This is a genomic window from Psychrobacter maritimus (assembly GCF_904846345.1).
In the GTDB taxonomy this organism is placed as follows: domain Bacteria; phylum Pseudomonadota; class Gammaproteobacteria; order Pseudomonadales; family Moraxellaceae; genus Psychrobacter; species Psychrobacter maritimus.
In genome coordinates this window covers 502,216-521,460 of record NZ_CAJHAJ010000001.1, presented here as the reverse complement: position 1 = coordinate 521,460, position 19,245 = coordinate 502,216, and the positions used below count along the sequence as shown (strand labels likewise).

The following is a 19,245-nucleotide window of genomic DNA, read 5'->3' as shown; positions in this document are numbered from 1 at the left end:
ATGAGCGTTTTAAGTAGGATGAAAACATCATTTAAACCTATCGTTTAAACCTATATTGAAACAATTTATTTAGCCAAATTATTTAGACTTATTATAAAGAGAATTCGTATGACAAAGCCGCAAGTTGCTCAAGGTATTAAGGATAAAAATGCCAAGCGCCAAAATATTACGCCTGAACGCCTGAAAAAAACGGCGCTAAAAACCAGCGTTTTGGGTTTGGCGACGGCGATGGGTGTCATGGGCTTGTCGCAAGTCGCTTGTGCTGAACTCACTTGGGGTAGTGATAGTAGTTATCCGCAAGAAGGCAAGTATCAGCCAGAAAGCTATAAACCAGACAGCTATCAACCACAAAGCTATCAGCCGGATAATTATCAACCACAAAGTGCGCCGTCAAACAGCAGCTATCAAGCAGATAATGGCGTGGGCTCATTTACGGCGGCGGCGATTGCAGCCGAGCGCGGTGATATCAACGCCCTTTATAATTACGAGCAAGCGATGAGTGGCGGCTTGTTTGCCATGTATCCGACTTATTGGCGCATGAATGTCGATTTGAATTCGCAAAGCCCAGCGGCGGTATCGCAGTTTGTGCGTCAATATCCAGATACGGTAATGGCAGAAAAACTGGCGGCTGACTTTGCGGAAACTAAAGCGGGCTCCAATGATTATGCCGCCGTACGCCAAGTGGCAAATTTGATTACCAATGCTGACGATAGCGAGCGCTGTGCGGTTGCGCTTGGGTTTAATAATGGCGGCGATAGCATGCGCGCTATGGCAGCAAAGCCTGACGTTTGGCTGGCCACCAAAAAGCAGCCAGCTTTGTGTGACCAGTTGGCGCTAGAGATGAATAATAACGCTCTGATTAGCAATCAAGATAGAGTATCACGCCTCAAACGCATGCTGCGTAAAGGTAAAACAGGCGATATTATGGCGCTGTCTTCACGTTTAGGTACGCCTATTCCTTACTCGTCGTTAAGTGAAATTCAGCTAAATCCATCATCGTTTTTTAGCCGCTTTGCCCGCGAAGCAAACACCCAAACCAATCAATACTTGTATTTATATGCGATGGGACGCTTGGCAGAAAAATCCTATCGTGAGGCGGCGCTACAACTAGACTTTGATATTAAGCAAGACAATCAGCGCTCAGCGAAGTTGTTAAATGATGACACCCGTCGTTATGCTTATCGTATTCTTGGCGTACAGCGCATGAATCACAATACCGATGACGGCTTTAATGTCGAAGCGGTTGACTGGTTCCGTAATAGCTTAGATGATGACTTTAGCTTTGAAGAAGCCGAATATTATGCCATGGCAGCGATTCGCTTTAGTCGTTGGGATGATGTGGTCGAAGCCATCTCAAAAATGGACGCCGAAACGCAAAAAACCAATCAATGGCAATATTGGCTGGCTCGTGCTTATGAGCAATCAAGTGATGCCAACAAACGCAATACCGCCAAAAAGATGTATCAAAACTTGGCAAAAAGTAATGAGTATTATGGCTTAATGGCAAAGGATAAAGTTGGTCAACGTTTTGATGCCAGTCGCTTAGGTGGTAGTAATTTACCCAATGTCAGTACCGCTGACCGCGCGCGCGTCATGCAAAACCCACACTTTGCACGGGCATTTGCTTTATACAATGCCGATGCCAGTCGCGCCTATGCCAACCGTGAGTGGAACTGGGCGGTGAAAAAAGCGCGTGATAATCGTGATGATAATTTGATTATTGCTGCGGCGCGCCAAGCGTATGATATGGGCTGGCTCGATCGGGCGATTTATGCTGTTGATAATACCGATAGGGTAGATAGCTTGGCTTTATCGCATCCGATGCCGCACCAATCGGCGGTCGTCCGTCACAGTCAGTCGGCGGGTATCGATCCGGCGTGGGCGTATGGCATCATGCGTCAAGAAAGCCGTTTTGTGGCATCAGCACGCTCAAACGTTGGTGCCAGCGGTCTGATGCAGGTCATGCCTGATACGGCAAAATATATTGCGCGTAACTTAGGCGAGACTTATAGCGCCAGCCGTGCCAATAGTGGCGATACCAATATTCGTTATGGTACGTGGTATATGGGTGATATCTTTGGCAAATTGAACAGCCAGCCTGTTTTGGCAACAGCGGGCTATAACGCCGGTCCAAATAATGCCAAACGCTGGCAGCCGACTTATGGCTCACTCGCCGCGGACCAGTATGTCGAGTCTATTGCCTTTCCTGAAACCCGCAATTACGTCAAACACGTGATGGAAAACGCTACTATTTATAGCAGTCTATTAGGTCGTGATCAGCCTATCAGCCAGCGTATGGGAACGGTTCCTGCGGCATTCTAATGCTTTTGTCTTACCCTAAAAAACCACTATCAGCTTGCTGCTAGTGGTTTTTTTATAGGCACTTCTTTTATAGGTACGGTTTTTATAGGTACGGCTTTTATATGCACTTTTCTTATATACATTGCTTTCATATAAAATGCTTTTATAGCGCTGATATATGACGGTTTTAAATCGCCCTTTTAAAGTCAGTTATTCGCTTTCTAGGCACTGTTTACGTTTTTGCTATAGATTAAAAAAGGCAATTTGCTACCATGACTCTAATTACCGTCTGCGTTTTTCGTTGGTTGATTCTTAGGCTGCTGATATTTCAAAAGCAAACTGGCTTAATGCCGAATATAACCAATTCTAGAAGCTATCTTCTTCATTGCTAAATGCTTTAACCTCTTATGATTAAAAAATATTTCAATCTGCCTATATTGTCGCAAGCTAGGCGTCAGTTATGTGTTCAGACAAAGGTGGGCTCGATGTCAAAGACAAGGCTATCGGAGCATTTTAATCAATGCTTGATCAGCAAAAATTATGAAAGTAAAGGCAATGCTGCTAATGCTACGATAGCTATTACGGCTTTACTTTTGTTGCAGGGTGTTATGGTATTGCCAGCGCAAGCGGCAAGTGCTGCCAAAACGGGACAGCGTGTGCTGATGATTGAGATGACGCCAGCGCTGTGCAGCTTACAACCGACGCGCGCGCGTATGCGCCAGTGTTTAGAAGGCTATTCGCTAACCGTTTCGGGTTTAGATATGGGCTATGGCGAGCGCTGCGGGCGTGGTAGTGAGCCACGTTTGACGCCACTACAATTAAAAGTCGTCAATCGTATCATGCCTGATACCACGGTGCGTACCCAAGCATGGCAGCGCTATGGCGTCTGTAGTCCGCTTAGTGCCAGTAATTATTTTCGTCAAATCACTAACTATGCCGGCGACTTAAAACTGCCGAGTGAATTGAATACGGGCAACAGTTATACGGTATTAAAATCGCGTTTTGTGGGACAAATGACCCGCTTAAATAGTGGTATGTCAGCGGATAGCGTTGATTTGATTTGTCAGGCAGGTGCGCGTCGTCAAATGGTATTGACTGACGTCCATGTTTGTTATGAAGGCAGTGCCTTTGGCACTTGTAGCAATGTCGTCGATAACTGTGGCAGTAAATTTATTATCTCAGGCGGCAAGTAAGCAGCAAGTAGGCATTAGTCATAATCAGTAATGAACCACAAAGTATATCCTTTTAGCTTTTCAGTGCGTGACTATTAATTAGGGCGCGATTATCCATAAGCAAAAATGACCATAAGCAAAAACGGCAGTGTTATGTATTTAACGGTAATACAACTTATGTAATCGTATTAAATTCTCTTAAATAACGCTGCCAAAGTTCCTATTAATTCTTTTCTTTTTTCAGCTCCTATATCTCTCTAAGACTTTATTTTTATAGCTTTTTATCGCAAGATAAAACATCTGTTCGTATAAAATGTAACAATATAACCAGCATAGTTATCCATCACGTTCGCGCTTTCTCTAGACGGTTAATAGGCTGAGGTGCTACACTAGCTCTCGGTTTATGAATGCTATATTCAGCGAGTAAATCGCTATCTAAAACGATCATCCTCAATCAGAACCATCAATCAGAATCATGAATTATCTAATCTATAATTAGGGAGTATTCAATGTCAATGAAACAGCCTTTACGTGTTGCCGTCACTGGTGCCGCTGGTAATATCAGCTATGCTATGTTATTTCGTATTGCATCTGGTGAGATGCTAGGTAAAGATCAGCCAGTTATTCTGCAATTGCTTGAAATCGCCCCAGCACTTGACGCCCTAAAGGGTGTGGTCATGGAGTTAGAAGACTGTGCATTCCCATTATTGGCCGGTATCGTTCAAACTGATGATGCGACCGTTGCATTCAAAGATGTAGACTATGCTTTGCTAGTCGGTTCACGTCCTCGTGGCCCAGGTATGGAACGTAAAGATTTGCTAGAAGCCAACGCTGCGATTTTCTCAGCCCAAGGTAAAGCATTGAACGACGTTGCAAGCCGTGATGTAAAAGTATTGGTCGTCGGTAACCCTGCCAACACTAACGCACTTATCGCTCAGCGTAATGCACCAGATTTAGATCCACGTAACTTTACTGCTATGACTCGCCTAGATCATAACCGTGCCATGGCACAGTTGGCTGAGAAAACAGACAGCACTGTTAACGACATCAAAAACATGACTATCTGGGGCAACCACTCATCTACTCAGTATCCAGATCTAACGTCTGCAACTGTAAACGGTAAGCCAGCACTAGATTTAGTCGATCGCGAATGGTACGAAGCTACTTATATCCCAGAAGTACAACAACGCGGCGCAGCGATTATTAAAGCTCGCGGTGCATCATCTGCCGCTTCTGCTGCCAACGCTGCCATTGCACACGTACGTACATGGGCACTAGGTACTGATGAGAATGATTGGGTATCTATGGGCGTTTACTCAAACGGCGAATACGGTATTGCTGAAGGCTTAATCTACTCATTCCCAGTAACCTGCGCTAACGGCGACTGGTCTATCGTAGAAGGCGTTGATGTGTCATCAGATTTCTCAAAAGAGAAAATGGCCGCAACTGAGCAAGAGCTTAGCGAAGAGCGTGATGCAGTAGCACACTTGCTTCCATAAGTAGGCAATCTACTCAAGCTGTTATATAGAATTTAATCTGAAAAGCCCTCTACGATAGAGGGCTTTTTTGTGCCTTGCGTAACCATCAATACAATTGCTAACGTTAGCTAAACGTTGATTAACAGCTATTAGCAGCAAGCTTGCTACAATAAAGTGGTTAATTTAAATAATAAGTACAATCAAATCATTATTAAATTTTTGTCATTAAGGAAAAGACTATGTTGGGTGAACCTGAATACAATATGAATGAATTATTTGCGCAGTTAGGGCTTGATAGCTCGGATGAAGCGATTGACAGTTTTGTCGAAAATAATAAACTGGCAAAAGAAGAGAAGTTAATCGAAGCGGCGGTATGGAATGACAATCAGCGTGCCTTTTTGCAAGAAGAGTGGAATAAAGATGCCGCATGGGTAGAAGTTATCGATGATTTAAACGTGCGTATGCATCCTGATGCTTAAAAGATAATAGAATATTAGACTAGATAAAAACCCACAAACGTTATTCACGCTGTGGGTTTTTTTTATACATTAGTCTTTTATAGGCTTATAACTACCATTTTAATTCGACTGCTTAGCGCGCCATTCGAGTAAATCGATAACATCATTATGAATACCTGCTTTTAAGGCTTCTAAACTCTCGTAATGGCGCTCGCCATGTAAATAGTGCAAGAAGCGTACTTGTAAGGTTAAACCGTATAAATCTGCTTGTAGCCTAGGGAAATGTACCTCTAAGCGCCAATCATGCTCTTTATCTACTGACGGCCTAATACCAATATTGGCAGTACCAAATAAACTATGCGGGCGTAAACCTGCAACCCCTGGGTTTTCGCTATCTGTCAGTGCGGTTAAGCCGTTTGCTATGACATTACCATTATCATCAAGGCTGACGACATCGACAGCAAAGATGCCATGTAGAGCAGGTTTTATGCGTTTTAAGTCGACATTGGCAGTGGGAAAGTCCATGGTACGACCGATTTTATCACCACCAACGACGACACCTGTCATCGCATAATCGCGACCCAATAAGGCATTAGCCGCATCAATGTCACCGGCCAATAATAGGTTACGTATACGCGTAGAGCTAATGCGCGCGCCTTTGCCTTTATCGTCGATCACGGTATGCAGATTGGTCACATCTAAGCCGTAATTACGCAAAAACTGACTGTCACCGGTACGATCATGACCAAATTTAAAATCATCACCCAATACCAATGCTTGTACATTCAAACGCTGGGCTAAGATATCGGCAAATGCATTTGCTGATAGCGAGCGAAATTCCGCATCAAAGCTTGCGACAATTAAAGTCTCAATGCCATACTCTGCCAGCAAAGCCTGCTTTTCGGCAAGATTGGTGAGGCGGGCAGGCGCGGTAGCTGGCGCAAAAAACTCACGCGGCTGCGGTTCAAATATCATGACTGCCGCGCCAATATTTTGCGCCTTGGCAATATCACGCACGTGCGCAAGCATCGCTTGATGACCCAAATGCACGCCATCAAAATTACCGATAGTCAGCACGCAGGGCGCCAAATCTACTGGGCTAGTATTGGCAGACAAAGCGCTTGGCGATGCCATCAGTTGCTCAAGAAAATAGGTGTTCATAAATTTTCAGCTATGATAGATAAGACCGGATAAAAAAGAAAAAACACACCTCTACCAAAGATTGATGTGTCTAAAATCAGTCATTATAAAGTAAAATAGCCATACTAACATCCTATAGTCTGCTGATAATCAAACAACCACGCTAACAGCTGAAAAGGTAGCATTTTTATCTGACTTCCGCTACGTACAGCTAGATTAGATGAGAGATGCAACAATTAAGTGTTAAGCCTTAAGTATTAGACATTAATGACTAATTAGCCGTTATTTATCATTTATTTTTACTATTAATAATCATGGAAACGCTATGCCTGATGCTACCTCTGTCGCTGCTTGTCATGATGCCTCTCATTCGATGGCACCTGTCTTGGCAATTAATAAGCTCAATGAGGGCTTTACGGTACAGCGTGCCAAAAAAGAAGATTTACCCGCAATTTTAGCCATTTATAACCAAAGTATCGCCGGTAAGCAAGCAACTGCCAATCTTACGCCCGTCAGTTGTGAAGAGCGTCGGGATTGGTTTGAGGAGCATGTAAATAGTGCCACGCGACCTATTTATATTGTTCGCGCTGTTGAAGAAGCAGAAATTGTAGGCGGTGGAGGTAAAGGGCAAACAGTATCGCCAATCGTCGCTTGGGGTAGCTTTAGTGATTTGTATGCACGGCCGGCTTATCATATCAGCACTGAGATTAGTATTTACTTGCATCAGGATTATCATGGTCAAGGCTTGGGTAGCTTATTGACACGTTGGATGCTGACGCAAGCGCCGAGATTAGGTATTCATAACGTGGTGGCGCTTATCTTTGCACATAATCAACCAAGCTTAGGATTGTTCCGTAAGCTTGGCTTCGAGCAATGGGGCTATATGCCAAAGGTTTGCGATATGCAGGGGTTTATCGCCGATGTGGTGATGCTTGGTAAAGCGGTGATGACAGCTAATAATGACAAATAATACAGATAATACAGATAATAATGCCAAATGAAGAAAATTTAGAGAATAGCAGATAGGTGTTCTATCCTAAAATCTTCCATTTTCCACCAATCTTTTGTAGCTCATAAGTCAAGGGTGCAGGCTCGCTTTGTCCCCTTAGCATCAACTCGCCAGTGATGGTGGCACGGGTTTTATCATCGTTGTATGTAGTATCAGTGAAAGTAACGCCATCAACCGTTTGCTGAAAAGCCGATTGGGTCTTGGCTAGCTCTTCCTCGAAGTTCGCCATATCTACTTCATAATAAGAGGCGGATTTTTTCGCATCGCCATAATACAAGCTGTCTAGAGCTTGTTTAACGGTATCTTCCGGCGTACCGTCTTGGGTCGGATTGGTTACCAAGCTTTTTTGCTTAGCGGCAGCGGTAACTGGATTGAGATTATTACTAGCAATCGTGGTTTCATCTTTTGTGCTATCTGCTGCCTGTTTACTATCAGTAGTAGTGCCTGTTACTTCTACTTGGCTCGCGTCGTTCTCAGATGTTTGCGCGACCGCTGTAGCATCTTCATTATTACTGGCAGCAGTCTCAGTTTCACCCTTATCATTATTGCTACAACCACTTAAAAGCAGTCCGGTACTCAAAATGCCAACAGTCAGTATACTTGGTAAGCGTAACAAGGTTGCTGATAACGCTGTTTGTGAAGCTGATGATTTAGTCGTCATATTAGTCCCCAATATTCATTTATTCATTAAACAGTAATTATGGCAACTATCAGCAGCGTTCACTGTCAATTCTCATACTAAGCTTGTTTTGGTTTGGTAAGTTAAAGCCTTGCCTAGTGCTTAATAATTAATCCTTAACCATGTTTTAGCTGGCGCGGACGGAAGCCTGTTGCCAATAGCACAACGCCATAAACCACCGCACCGACGACGCACATAATCAGTAGCGCGACAATACGTTTCCATTGAAAATCATTGGTTGGGAAATAGGGCAGCATGACATAAAGCACAGCAATCATAGAGGCGGTAGAAATCCCAAACTGGCCAAACAATTTTTTCCAATGGCTACCAAAGCGGAAAATATCACGCTTATGCAAGAAGTAATATAACAAGCCCGCGTTCACAAATGCCGCGCCCGTGGTTGCCAATGCCAAGCCACCATGCAACGGCATATCGAAGAAGTAAAATATACCGATAAAAATGACACTAAATACCATATTGGCAAAAACAGAAACAATACCAATTCTGACCGGCGTTCTAGTGTCTTGACGGGCGAAAAAGGCGGGCGCAAAGATTTTAATTAACATAAAACCTAATATGCCGCCCGCCATGCTTTTTAACGCCAAGGAGCTCATTTGTGCATCGCGTAAGGTAAATTCGCCACGTAAAAATAGCGCCTGCATAAGTACGTCAGAGAGTATAAATAGTGCTGCCGATGCTGGAACACCGACCAAAATAATTAAGCGCGCTGCCCAATCGATGGTCTTTTTAAAGCTAACGTCATCTTTTCGCGCTTCACTTTTCGATAGACTTGGCAAAATAACTGTACCGATAGCCACGCCAATTAAGCCTAGTGGTAACTCGCTCATACGCTCAGCAGCATAAAGCCAAGAAACCGAACCGCCAATCATTAATGATGCAAAAATAGTATTAAGCAGTAGATTAATCTGCGTGACAGAGACGCCAAAAATAGCCGGCAGCATCAGCTTTAAAATACGGCGAACGCCTTCGTGTTGAAAGTCTATTTTTGGTGCGACCAGCAGTTTTTGCTGCGAGAGTTGTGGCAGTTGTATCAATAGCTGGAGCAAACCTGCGATAGCGACAGAATAACCAAGCGCCATAATAGGGACATCAAACATAGGCGCAAATACTAGCGCACCGCCAATCATAGATAGGTTGAGTAGCACTGGCGCAAAGGCTGGCGCGGCAAAACGGCCGTAGCTTTGTAAAATACCGCTGGCAAAAGCGGTCATAGAAATAAATAATAAATAAGGAAAGGTCAGGCGTAATAGCTCAGCGGTGATGGCAAATTTATCTGGCTGATTAGCAAAGCCTGGGGCAAATAGCGTCACCACCCAAGGGGCGATTAAAATCACCACGACCGTCAGCATCGATAACACCAGCAGCAGCGCTCCTGAAGTGCGACTGACTAAAATCTGAACCTGCTGTAGACTGTATTTTTCTTTATATTCTGACAGCACAGGGACAAACGCTTGGCTAAAAGCCCCTTCTGCAAATAGACGGCGCAAAAAGTTGGGTATCTTAAAGGCGACCAAAAAGGCGTCCATCAGACCACCTGCGCCAAACACGCCTAATAACACAATATCGCGTACCAAACCTAAAATACGCGACAGCATGGTCATACTACTGACCACCATGGTTGAACGAAATAACCGACTTTTTGCCATGAGAACCTATTCTGCTAATTTGTTTAATGAAGGTTGTGTAGTGATGGTTGTTTGCTGATGTAGTGTTGTCAAAAAACTGACGGATTATAGCACTTTCATTGTCCTGATAAATGGATTGAATGGGGAATATAGAATGATAAAAAATCGTTGATAAGTGGCGATAATTTTTTTAATTGCGACAAATAAATTAAAAATTAAATAGTTTTATAGATTTCATTCAAGAGACTAAATAGCTCGGAGCGTTTATCAATCATAGACTTTCTATAGTTGGTTGTATCACTTGGATCAAAAGGTATATCTATGGAGTCTATTCTTTTTTTAAAAGAGATAACTGTTTCGCCATAATCTCTAAGCTTAATTTGAGCGCTGCTATAGCCAAATAGCAGTAATAAAGATTCCGCTTTCGTTAGCTCACTAAAGCTGTCGAATAATTTATTTTGAGCATCCAAGAATCCATTAGATTTAGGAAGTGAAGAGTCTGAAATTAACCTGCGCCGCCAGTCGGTGGCGAATGCCCAGTAATTCAAAGTAATACTATTAAAGATTTCAACTTTTTCTGCGACTTCCTTTAACATCTCAAACTCGCGTTCTACTTTAGCTTTTTTAAGCTCGTTACGATGTTGTGTTGAAGATAATAGAAACGTAATAACGCCTGCTATCAATGCACCCAAACCTATCTTCACTGCTGAATCGACCACTTCAATCCAAATCATAATGTTTCCAATCGATGATTAATTATTATTAAAGTTGAGTAAGCTTTTTATTTTAATAGAGCTGCAACCATCTCACGCAACTTTTTCCATTCAAAATAATCACCGGGGTCGGTTTTGCGACCGGGCGCGATATCACTATGACCGGTGAGATGCCTGCGAGTTTTTGGATAAGCGTCATAGATAGCGACGATAACTTTGGCAAGCGCTTCATATTGGGCATCGCTGAATGACACAAAATCTGAACCTTCAAGCTCAATGCCAATGCTATAATCATTACATTCAGGGCGACCCAAGTAGCTAGAGCGTCCGGCATGCCACGCGCGTTCGTTAAAATTGACAAACTGGGTAATCGCGCCATTACGCTCTATAAATAAATGCGCTGAAACTTCTGCACCTTTAATGCTTTGAAAATAAGGATGCGCCTCCCAGTCTAATTGATTGGTAAATAAGGCCTTGACGTAATGTAAGCCGTCAGTATCGCAAGCTCCAAACTCATTGGGCGGCAAGCTAATATTGTGAATAACAATGGCATCAATCGCGATATTTTCCGGTCGTTTATTATAATTGGGTGACGCAAGCCAAGTCGCCGCTGATAATCGACCGGTATGAATAGTCATTGACGATGCTGTGGACATAATACTCTCTTTTATAATGTGATAATAAGTGCGCGGTAAATGCTGATGATTATAAGTTTTTTATGAATAAGCGGCGCATTTAACTAAAAAAATAGTCGTTCAAAACAGTAATTTATAATATAACTCTGATGATTCGATAGACCTAATAACGCGATAAGCGTATGACTCCTACAGTGCGAGATATTACTTATGTCTATATATTCAAACCTTTTGGCGATAGATTGTACGCCAACAAGCATTGGCAGGCGAGCACGTTTGCCGCTCACCATAGCTGGACTGCTGCTGACCGCGCAAGCACAGGCGTTTTTGCCAACGCCAGCATCGCTTGTGACAACAGGGGAGTTGGCGCTGGATGCCAATGAAACTACTGGTGCTAAGCCAATAAATACATTGACTGCTAAATCACGAAACGCCGAGCCAACATTGATGGCTTATACTGAGCCAAATAATACCATCAAGCCAGATAGTGTCTCAAATACCGCAGTCACTTCTCGGACATCTAACCATCAAAATGCTAATAATAGTGATAATGAGACGAACGCTCAGCAGCTATTAGCATCATGGCGTGCGCAAGCAAAAACAAAAAACCTTGCCCAACATATAACATGGCGACGCTTATTATATTTCTTTGATGATCAAAAGAATTTAATCGGCAAGAAAAAAGACAGCAGTATCGTTGATGATGCAGCATTTTTCTTAAGTAAAAATGGACAGCATGATTCAGCGGCCGAGCTTGATGCCTTGCTGGTTGCCCTTGCTGACGAAATGGCTACGACTCCAGATAACAGCACTGCTAGTAATAGTGCATCCAATCGTGCGACTAAAAACTCGGGACAAAACTCAGTACTATGCCGTTTCCCAGCGCGCGTACAATGGCTGACCGATACACTCAATATCGACAAGAGCGGTTTACAAGTTGACTGTCCGGAGCTGAATGACTGGATGCAAAAGCTGGCACCTGAGCAGCTGTCTATTATGTTTGCGCAAGAGTACTTAGACAATCCTATTTCAGCCTTTGCTCATACGTTATTACGTATTGATTCTAAAGCCAGCGTGGCCGATCCAAGCCAAATTCATCATGCAGTTGCGCTAAATTATACGGTAGGCGGCGATGCAACCGATAGTTTTTTGGTATATGCCATCAAATCGATGAGCGGCGGTTATGACAATCTAATTGAAATTGACCCTTATCCAGAGAAGCTGGCGAAGTATCTGCAAGAAGATGAGCGTGATGCGTGGACCTATCAATTGGCTTTGACCCCAGCAGAAGTGCAGCAGATTATGCTACATGTTTGGGAAACCAAAGATTTGAAGTTGCCGTATTACTTCACCACCGATAACTGTGCGTCTGAGATTTTACGCTTAATTGACGTGGTACGCCCGCAGCAGCATTTATTAAGTCGCTTGCCTTATGCCGTGATTCCTTCGGATGTCGTGCAATTACTCAATAGCGAAGGCTTACTTGCCAGCACCAACTATACGCCTGCTGATAGCACCTTACGCCAAGCACAGTTAAATAAGGTTAAAGAGCAGCGTGAGCAATTGGGCTATCATAATAGCGCCAAGCAGACGTTAAATGAGATTAAGTCTGCCCAGTTGAATCCAACCTCAAGCATAGCCGCCGACGGAAAAACGCTATTGCCACGGCGTATTGCAGTAGCGGATAACAATCCGATAGACAGGCATCCGTTGCAACTTAGGTTTATCGGGCTAGGGCAGCGCGGTGATAATAACTATATCGATTTAGGTCTACGGGCAGGTTATCACGATACCCTCGATCGTCCTTCAGGATTTCCGCAGTTCTTTGATTTAGAAGGCGCGGCGGCAACCTTACGTCTATATGACACCGATAATGACAAAGCGAATCAGCCAAGTAGTGTGGTCTTGCAAAATGTGACTTTGGTGCGAGGGCGCTCGTTTAATCCGGTTAATTCTGCCAAAAAAGGAAAAACTTGGGGCGCCAGTATTGAAGCGACACGTGTAAATGACGGCTCGCAGCAAGAGGGCAGCGATCATCTAGTTGGTAGTTTGGGCTATGAGACCGGTTGGTCGTGGGCGTTTGGCACACCTAGCGCGGGCACAGGCGAGATGCCGCCACAGCTATGCTATACGCTTTTGGCAGGTACGGCGCAAGCAGGACGCGGTATCAATAAAGGCTATCGTGTCGGCGCAGGCGTCAATGCCGGTTGCCGTTATCAGATTAACAATCAGTTACGTGCGCAGGCTGAATTACAACTGCCATATTGGTATCATGGCAGCAGCGACGAGTCTAATGCCCGTGGTCATTACTGGCAGCCGATATCGACATTAGGGCTACAATATGATATCGATAAAAAACAAGCGTTACGTATCAATGCCAACTACGAATGGCAAGATCGTATCGATGCCAAGGAAGACATACAGCTGTCGTATAGACGCTATTTTTAGCATCTTTTATGAAAAGCCCTTTTATAATTAAAAGTTCTTTTAGGCAGTTATTAGAATAAATAGTCATTAAAAGTAGTTTTTAAATAAAGGGTATATGATGAGTACGCAAAATTTACTGATTATTGGTCAAGGTGATATCGGTTTACCCGTCACCAATAAGCTCGCTCAAGACGGTCTCAACGTCACGGGGCTGGCACGTCGTGAGCGTCATCATTATGACCTACATCCTAAAGCTAAGTTTTTGCAAGCCGATGCGTTAACTTTAAGCGCTGAGCAGCTGCAAGACTTTACGGCGCTGGCAATTATTGTTACTCCTGATGAGTATTCGACCAGCGGTTATCATGATAGTTATTTAGCAATCAGCCAGCATTTGGCAACATTAGCGGATAAACTACCCAATCTTGCGCGCATTATTTTTATCTCATCAACGGGTGTTTATGGGCAAGATAATGGCGCATGGATTGATGAAGATACCACGCCTGTGACGCCAGAGCGTGAAGCCTCGCAAGTGATATTGCAAGCGGAACAAGCATTGCAAAAAGGTTTTGGTGCTAAGGCTATTATCATTCGCCCAAGCGGTATTTACGGACGTAAGCGCCTCATGCGTCTGCGTAAAGCCCGCGAGCCACAAAAAGAGCCAGTGGCAGCAGCGCACTGGAGCAATCGCATTATGGATCGCGATTTGGTCACCATTATCGCAAATGTCATGACTATAAGTATGCCAAAACCACTTTATATTGCTACTGATTATGCGCCAGTCACCACTTTTGAGCTCGGCACTTGGTTAAGTGAGCAAATAGATGAAGTGCCGCCTGCTATTGATGATAGTAAAACGGCGGTAACGGGAAAACGCTTACATAGTAATATTCCGTTAGCTTGGTTGAATTACCCTGATTGGCAAGTAGGCTACCGAGATATTTTGCAATATCAAGAGCAACATCAACATAATCAAGAAGAGCAACGCCAATAACATCAAGAGCAAAATGACCGTTTGATTGCTTTTATTTTTACATCTTTTATTTTTATATCTTTTAAATTTGCAAGCTTAGGGAAAATTCATGACCCAGCATTCTACTTCTGATGACCGTTTATCCAATGCTAGCTTTATAGCAGCAGAGGATCAGCTTGCAGAAGGTCATGCTGAGCAGTCCGCTGGGTTAGCAAATAGTCAGCAGCCAGCGATTGTACATCCTAATTTTGACCCAAAGCGTTTGCCATTGGACCCTGCTCGGCCATTGACTGATATTCCAGAGCCGGCACGGCGTTTAAATAGTCAGCTGCGCCGCTTATATGGCAGCTCTACGCGTTTTTATCAGCCCAATAGAGACAGCTTATCGAAATGGGCGCTAGTGGCTTCAGAAGCCTTTGCTGAGCATTTATCACTGCTCAGTGCCGCAAAACTGGTTGAGCTGCCCGAGAGTTTTTATCACAATCATAGCGAGCAGCCGTTATTAGCTTCATTAACTGACATGACTTTGCTCGATATGGCAGATATCCAGCGCGCGCTGCAAACGTACCCAAAACTGACGCGTTATGGGTTTTTAGCTGCTGATATTATAAATGAAGACAATATTAATACTGATAGCGGGCAGGCTAATAACCAGACTACTGATAATAATCATGTTAAGAAAGCTTTAGCATCAGAATCTCTGCGTGCGTTGACCAAACGTTATAATCCTGATGAGCTACTCAATAGTGTTTATGCTGATGACTGGCAAGTAATATTGCAGCCACAACAATTTGACAGCGGCGAGGGCAGTTTGGCGACTGATCTTATGGCCTGTAGCGTCGCCGTCCATGCTTTAAAGCAATGCAGTACGCGCAAAACCATCAATCATAGCTACAGCGCGGCGCAAATTTGTCAGCATCTGCGCAGCTACTTGCTCAGTCAGATTATTTTTGAGCCAGCACAGCGCCATGCCTATCGCCAAGTGCGCTTATTTACGGGGCATATTATCGTTGCCGCCTATCATTTGGGCTGGGATATACAAGTCAGTAGCGATGGTCAGTGCTACTTTAATATCTCATCACGTTGTGGGTTATTGACGCGTTACGCAAATATGCAAGATTATGATGTCAATGGTTGGTCAAGTTAAACCACGACGACTATAATGCGCCTCACAACTTTTCATTATCTAACTTTTCATTTTCTTTTTGCCGATAGGAATACCCTATGCTTAATGCCGCAACGCCTCATAACCAACATGCTAAAGACGTTTCATTTTCATCGCATCAATTTATCCAATTAGCTTTAGACAATCAGGTCTTAAAATTTGGCGAGTTTGTCTTAAAGTCTGGACGTATTAGTCCATACTTTTTTAACGCAGGTTTGCTGGCGTCGGGTGAGATGTTATCGTTATTAGCGCGTGGTTATGCCGATGCCCTAGCTGAAAAAGTGGCAGAACAAATTGCTGAGCAAATGGCAGCTAGTGATAATGGTACAAATGAGCAAGAGCTGGTTATTTTTGGTGCTGCTTATAAAGGTATCCCATTTGTGGCGGCAACAGCGCAAGCGTTATGGCTGCATCATGGTATCAATGCTAAATGGGGCTATAACCGTAAAGAAGCCAAAACCCACGGCGAAGGTGGTAATTTAGTCGGTGCTGATGTCAAAGGCAAGGCGGTTTGGGTGCTTGATGATGTCATTACCGCTGGCACGGCGATGCGTGAAGTGGTTGAGATTTTAGAACAAGCGGGCGCAAGCGTTGCCGGTATTATCGTCGCCCTCGACCGTAAAGAAAAGGGTTTGGCGGAGCGCTCTGCCATTCAAGAGTTGGCTGCAACCTTAGAAGTACCAGTGCGCGCCTTGGTTGATATCGATGATTTAATCAGTTATCTAGCAGAGAGTAGCCCAAATAAAGATGCGACTCAACTTGCAAAAATGCAGCATTACCGCGCCCAGTACGGCGTATAATTTACCGCAGTTATTGCTATGTTTCAGCCATATTGGGTGAAATTTTAGTCATGTTATTGATGTCTGTTCGAACGATTAATACTATTTTAAATGATTAATACTATAACGTAAGTGAGCCTTATCATGAGCCAAGAAAAACAGAAGAAATCATTAAACATACTCGTCATCATGGACCCAATCGAGCAGGTCAATTATAAAAAAGATACCAGCCTTGCGATGATGTGGTCGGCGCAAGACCGTGGGCACAGCCTTGGTTACTGTCAGATTCATGATTTATGGTTGGATCGTGGGCAATTGATGGTTGATACCCAGCCGGTGACAGTCAAGCGTGACCCGAATGATTTTTATACCTTGGGGGATAAAGCGACAGCGCCGGTCAGTGATTATGATGTGATTTTGATGCGTAAAGATCCGCCGTTTGATATGCGTTTTATTTATGCCACTTACATGCTTGACCATGCTAAAGCCGCAGGCGTGCTGGTGGTCAACGACCCACAAGCGATACGTGATTGTAATGAAAAGCTGTTTGCTACTTGGTTTAGCGATTATATGAGCCCGACGATTGTGACCAGTAAACAGGCGCATATTCGCAAGTTTATTACTGAGCAGCAAGACGTTATCGTCAAGCCATTAGATGGTATGGGCGGTACGGGTATTTTCCGTTTGACCGCTGACAGTCCAAATATCGGCGTGACGCTTGAGATTTTAACCGAGCTTGAGACGCTACCGATTATGGCGCAGCGTTATTTGCCAGAGATTAAACAGGGCGATAAGCGTGTGTTAATCGTCGATGGCGAAGTGGTCGATTATAGCTTGGCGCGTATTCCGGTGAAAGGCGAGACGCGCGGTAATCTTGCGGCAGGTGGTAGCGGTGTTGCGATGCCGCTCACCGATATCGAACGCCAAGTGGCCCAAGTCGTCGCACCGATTGTCAAAGAAAAAGGTCTGATGTTCGTCGGTTTAGACTTAATCGGTGGCCGTATCACTGAGATTAATGTCACCAGTCCAACCTGTGTACGTGAGATTGATGATCAATGTGGAACCGATATTGCGACTGACTTTATTATCGCTATTGAGAAGAAGTTGGCAGTTTAAGTGCTGCCATTTAAATAACGCCATTTAAATAATGACGTCTAAATACGATGTTTAAATAATATCTCTTAAATAAAACAATGTATGCAAAGCGGTAAGGATACAGTAATTTATTACTAAGCTATGTGCACAATACTTAAAAAACGGTGTGCTAAGATATATTGATAAACCGTATTGCTTAATAGCGCCTTTAAACAGCGATAAAACGTCATTAAAAGCGCTGTTTTTATGATTTTTTAAGCGTATTTATAAAAGCCAAGCCGCGATTACTCATGGCTTGGATTTTTATTATTTGCGCTGCATAAAGTGCTGTCTATCAGACAACGATTTACACTATACTATGCGGGCTTTTATAGGCTCATTTTGGTTCGATAGATAATACAGTCAAAAGATAATAAGTCTTTCATATAAATAAAGAAAAGATAGGCAGGCGTTCATGAAAACACCGCATATATTAATGATGGCTGCTGGTACAGGCGGGCATGTATTTCCAGCACTTGCGGTTAGCGAAGAATTGACCAAGCGCGGTGCTGTTATTCACTGGCTCGGTACGCCAAATGGCATGGAAAATGGCTTGGTTGCACCCACTGGCTATCCTTTTCATGCGATTGATATGCAAGGATTGCGCGGCAAAGGATTGGGGCGCTTGCTTAAGCTACCCGTGACGTTATTGTCAGCGACGATGGCGGCGATTAAGGTCATTCGTGGCAATCAAATCGATGTGGTCGTTGGTTTTGGCGGTTATGTCACTGCGCCCGGCGGTATTGCGGCGCGTTTGACTAAGACGCCGCTTATTATCCATGAACAAAATGCGATTGCAGGCATGAGCAATCGTTATTTGGCCAAGATGGCAACCAAGGTATTGCAAGCGTTTGAAAATACCTTTGCCAATAGCCAGCATGATAGCAAGATTGAAACGGTGGGTAATCCCGTGCGCAATGCTATTAGCGGTGTTGCCGAACCCAGTATTCGTTACGATGTCAATGACAGCTCGCCGCTTAAATTATTGGTGGTTGGTGGTTCGCTCGGTGCGCAAGTGTTAAATGAGACGCTGCCAAAAGCACTGGCGTTGATTGACCGTCCGTTTGAGGTGCGTCATCAATGTGGACGCAATAATGAGGCCGCCACGCAAGCGGCGTACGACAGTGAAGCGTTAAGCGCCCATCAGTTTACGGTACAGCCATTTATTGATGATATGGCAGCCGCGTATAATTGGGCGGATATTGTGGTTTGTCGGGCGGGTGCTTTGACGGTAACTGAAATTCAAAACGTCGGTATAGCGGCGATATTTGTGCCGCTACCAAGCGCGGTTGATGACCATCAGACGGCAAATGCGCGCACCTTGACCTCACACAAAGCGGGGATTTTGCTGCCACAAAGTGAGCTGACGCCCAAAAGCTTGAGTAGTGAGCTTGCGATGCTAGATAGGCGTGCTTGTTTAGAGATGGCAGAAAAAGGTCATGCGCTTGCCAACCGCCATGCCTGTCAACAGGTAGCCGATATTATCTGGCAGGCCTTATAAAAGCTGATTGTCTTGATCATTATTTTATTACCTATTAT

General features: G+C 44.0%; 16 protein-coding genes. 11 read left to right on the top strand and 5 right to left on the bottom strand.

What is annotated here, in order from left to right; translation table 11 throughout:
- Positions 1–108 precede the first annotated feature (108 nt).
- The 4 genes from JMX50_RS02090 (at position 109) to JMX50_RS02075 (ending at position 5,430) form a co-directional block, all read left to right on the top strand.
- Complete coding sequence (locus tag JMX50_RS02090; RefSeq protein ID WP_201628240.1) at positions 109–2,322, top strand: lytic transglycosylase domain-containing protein; 2,214 nt, start codon at positions 109–111, stop codon at positions 2,320–2,322.
- Positions 2,323–2,786: 464 nt separating this feature from the next.
- Positions 2,787–3,494, top strand: coding sequence for a hypothetical protein (locus JMX50_RS02085; protein WP_227670862.1), 708 nt, complete (start codon positions 2,787–2,789; stop codon positions 3,492–3,494).
- A gap of 488 nt (positions 3,495–3,982) precedes the next feature.
- The gene (locus tag JMX50_RS02080; protein WP_183620353.1) at positions 3,983–4,972 is read left to right on the top strand and encodes a malate dehydrogenase; all 990 of its coding nucleotides are present in this window, start codon (positions 3,983–3,985) and stop codon (positions 4,970–4,972) included.
- A 218-nt stretch (positions 4,973–5,190) separates the two neighbouring features.
- Positions 5,191–5,430: a DUF2789 family protein gene (locus JMX50_RS02075; RefSeq protein ID WP_183620354.1), complete on the top strand. Its 240-nt coding sequence runs from the start codon at positions 5,191–5,193 to the stop codon at positions 5,428–5,430.
- Between the two features lie 99 nt (positions 5,431–5,529).
- Here JMX50_RS02075 and ribF read toward each other — a convergent pair whose 3' ends face one another.
- Positions 5,530–6,570, bottom strand: coding sequence for a riboflavin biosynthesis protein RibF (gene ribF / locus JMX50_RS02070; RefSeq protein ID WP_201628239.1), 1,041 nt, complete (start codon positions 6,568–6,570; stop codon positions 5,530–5,532).
- Positions 6,571–6,874: 304 nt separating this feature from the next.
- On the opposite strand from ribF, the gene JMX50_RS02065 reads away from it, so the two are divergent.
- A complete protein-coding gene (locus JMX50_RS02065) occupies positions 6,875–7,519 on the top strand; it encodes a GNAT family N-acetyltransferase (RefSeq protein ID WP_201628238.1) in 645 nt (214 codons plus the stop codon).
- A gap of 61 nt (positions 7,520–7,580) precedes the next feature.
- On the opposite strand, the gene JMX50_RS02060 is transcribed toward JMX50_RS02065, so the two are convergent.
- From JMX50_RS02060 to ampD, 4 genes are all read right to left on the bottom strand, one after another.
- A complete protein-coding gene (locus JMX50_RS02060; RefSeq protein WP_201628237.1) occupies positions 7,581–8,219 on the bottom strand; it encodes a hypothetical protein in 639 nt (212 codons plus the stop codon).
- Between the two features lie 134 nt (positions 8,220–8,353).
- Positions 8,354–9,904 (bottom strand): murein biosynthesis integral membrane protein MurJ, encoded by a 1,551-nt coding sequence (murJ, locus tag JMX50_RS02055; RefSeq protein WP_183620362.1) that lies wholly within the window; start codon positions 9,902–9,904, stop codon positions 8,354–8,356.
- A 194-nt stretch (positions 9,905–10,098) separates the two neighbouring features.
- Positions 10,099–10,617 carry a hypothetical protein gene (locus tag JMX50_RS02050; RefSeq protein ID WP_201628236.1) on the bottom strand — a complete coding sequence of 173 codons (519 nt, stop codon included), beginning with the start codon at positions 10,615–10,617 and terminating at the stop codon, positions 10,099–10,101.
- A 47-nt stretch (positions 10,618–10,664) separates the two neighbouring features.
- Entirely contained in the window at positions 10,665–11,252 is a 588-nt protein-coding gene (gene ampD / locus JMX50_RS02045) for a 1,6-anhydro-N-acetylmuramyl-L-alanine amidase AmpD (RefSeq protein WP_201628235.1), read from the bottom strand.
- 189 nt (positions 11,253–11,441) lie between these two features.
- Here ampD and JMX50_RS02040 point away from each other — a divergent pair, with 189 nt between their 5' ends.
- The 6 genes from JMX50_RS02040 (at position 11,442) to murG (ending at position 19,207) form a co-directional block, all read left to right on the top strand.
- Positions 11,442–13,679, top strand: a complete 2,238-nt coding sequence (locus JMX50_RS02040; RefSeq protein ID WP_227670861.1) for a DUF4105 domain-containing protein — start codon at positions 11,442–11,444, stop codon at positions 13,677–13,679.
- 97 nt (positions 13,680–13,776) lie between these two features.
- The gene (locus tag JMX50_RS02035) at positions 13,777–14,649 is read left to right on the top strand and encodes an SDR family oxidoreductase (protein WP_201628234.1); all 873 of its coding nucleotides are present in this window, start codon (positions 13,777–13,779) and stop codon (positions 14,647–14,649) included.
- Between the two features lie 88 nt (positions 14,650–14,737).
- Positions 14,738–15,775 carry a hypothetical protein gene (locus JMX50_RS02030; protein ID WP_201628233.1) on the top strand — a complete coding sequence of 346 codons (1,038 nt, stop codon included), beginning with the start codon at positions 14,738–14,740 and terminating at the stop codon, positions 15,773–15,775.
- A 77-nt stretch (positions 15,776–15,852) separates the two neighbouring features.
- Complete coding sequence (gene pyrE / locus JMX50_RS02025; RefSeq protein WP_201628232.1) at positions 15,853–16,593, top strand: orotate phosphoribosyltransferase; 741 nt, start codon at positions 15,853–15,855, stop codon at positions 16,591–16,593.
- Between the two features lie 123 nt (positions 16,594–16,716).
- A complete protein-coding gene (gene gshB, locus JMX50_RS02020) occupies positions 16,717–17,688 on the top strand; it encodes a glutathione synthase (RefSeq protein WP_201628231.1) in 972 nt (323 codons plus the stop codon).
- Between the two features lie 433 nt (positions 17,689–18,121).
- Positions 18,122–19,207 (top strand): undecaprenyldiphospho-muramoylpentapeptide beta-N-acetylglucosaminyltransferase, encoded by a 1,086-nt coding sequence (murG, locus tag JMX50_RS02015; protein ID WP_201564819.1) that lies wholly within the window; start codon positions 18,122–18,124, stop codon positions 19,205–19,207.
- Positions 19,208–19,245 lie beyond the last annotated feature (38 nt).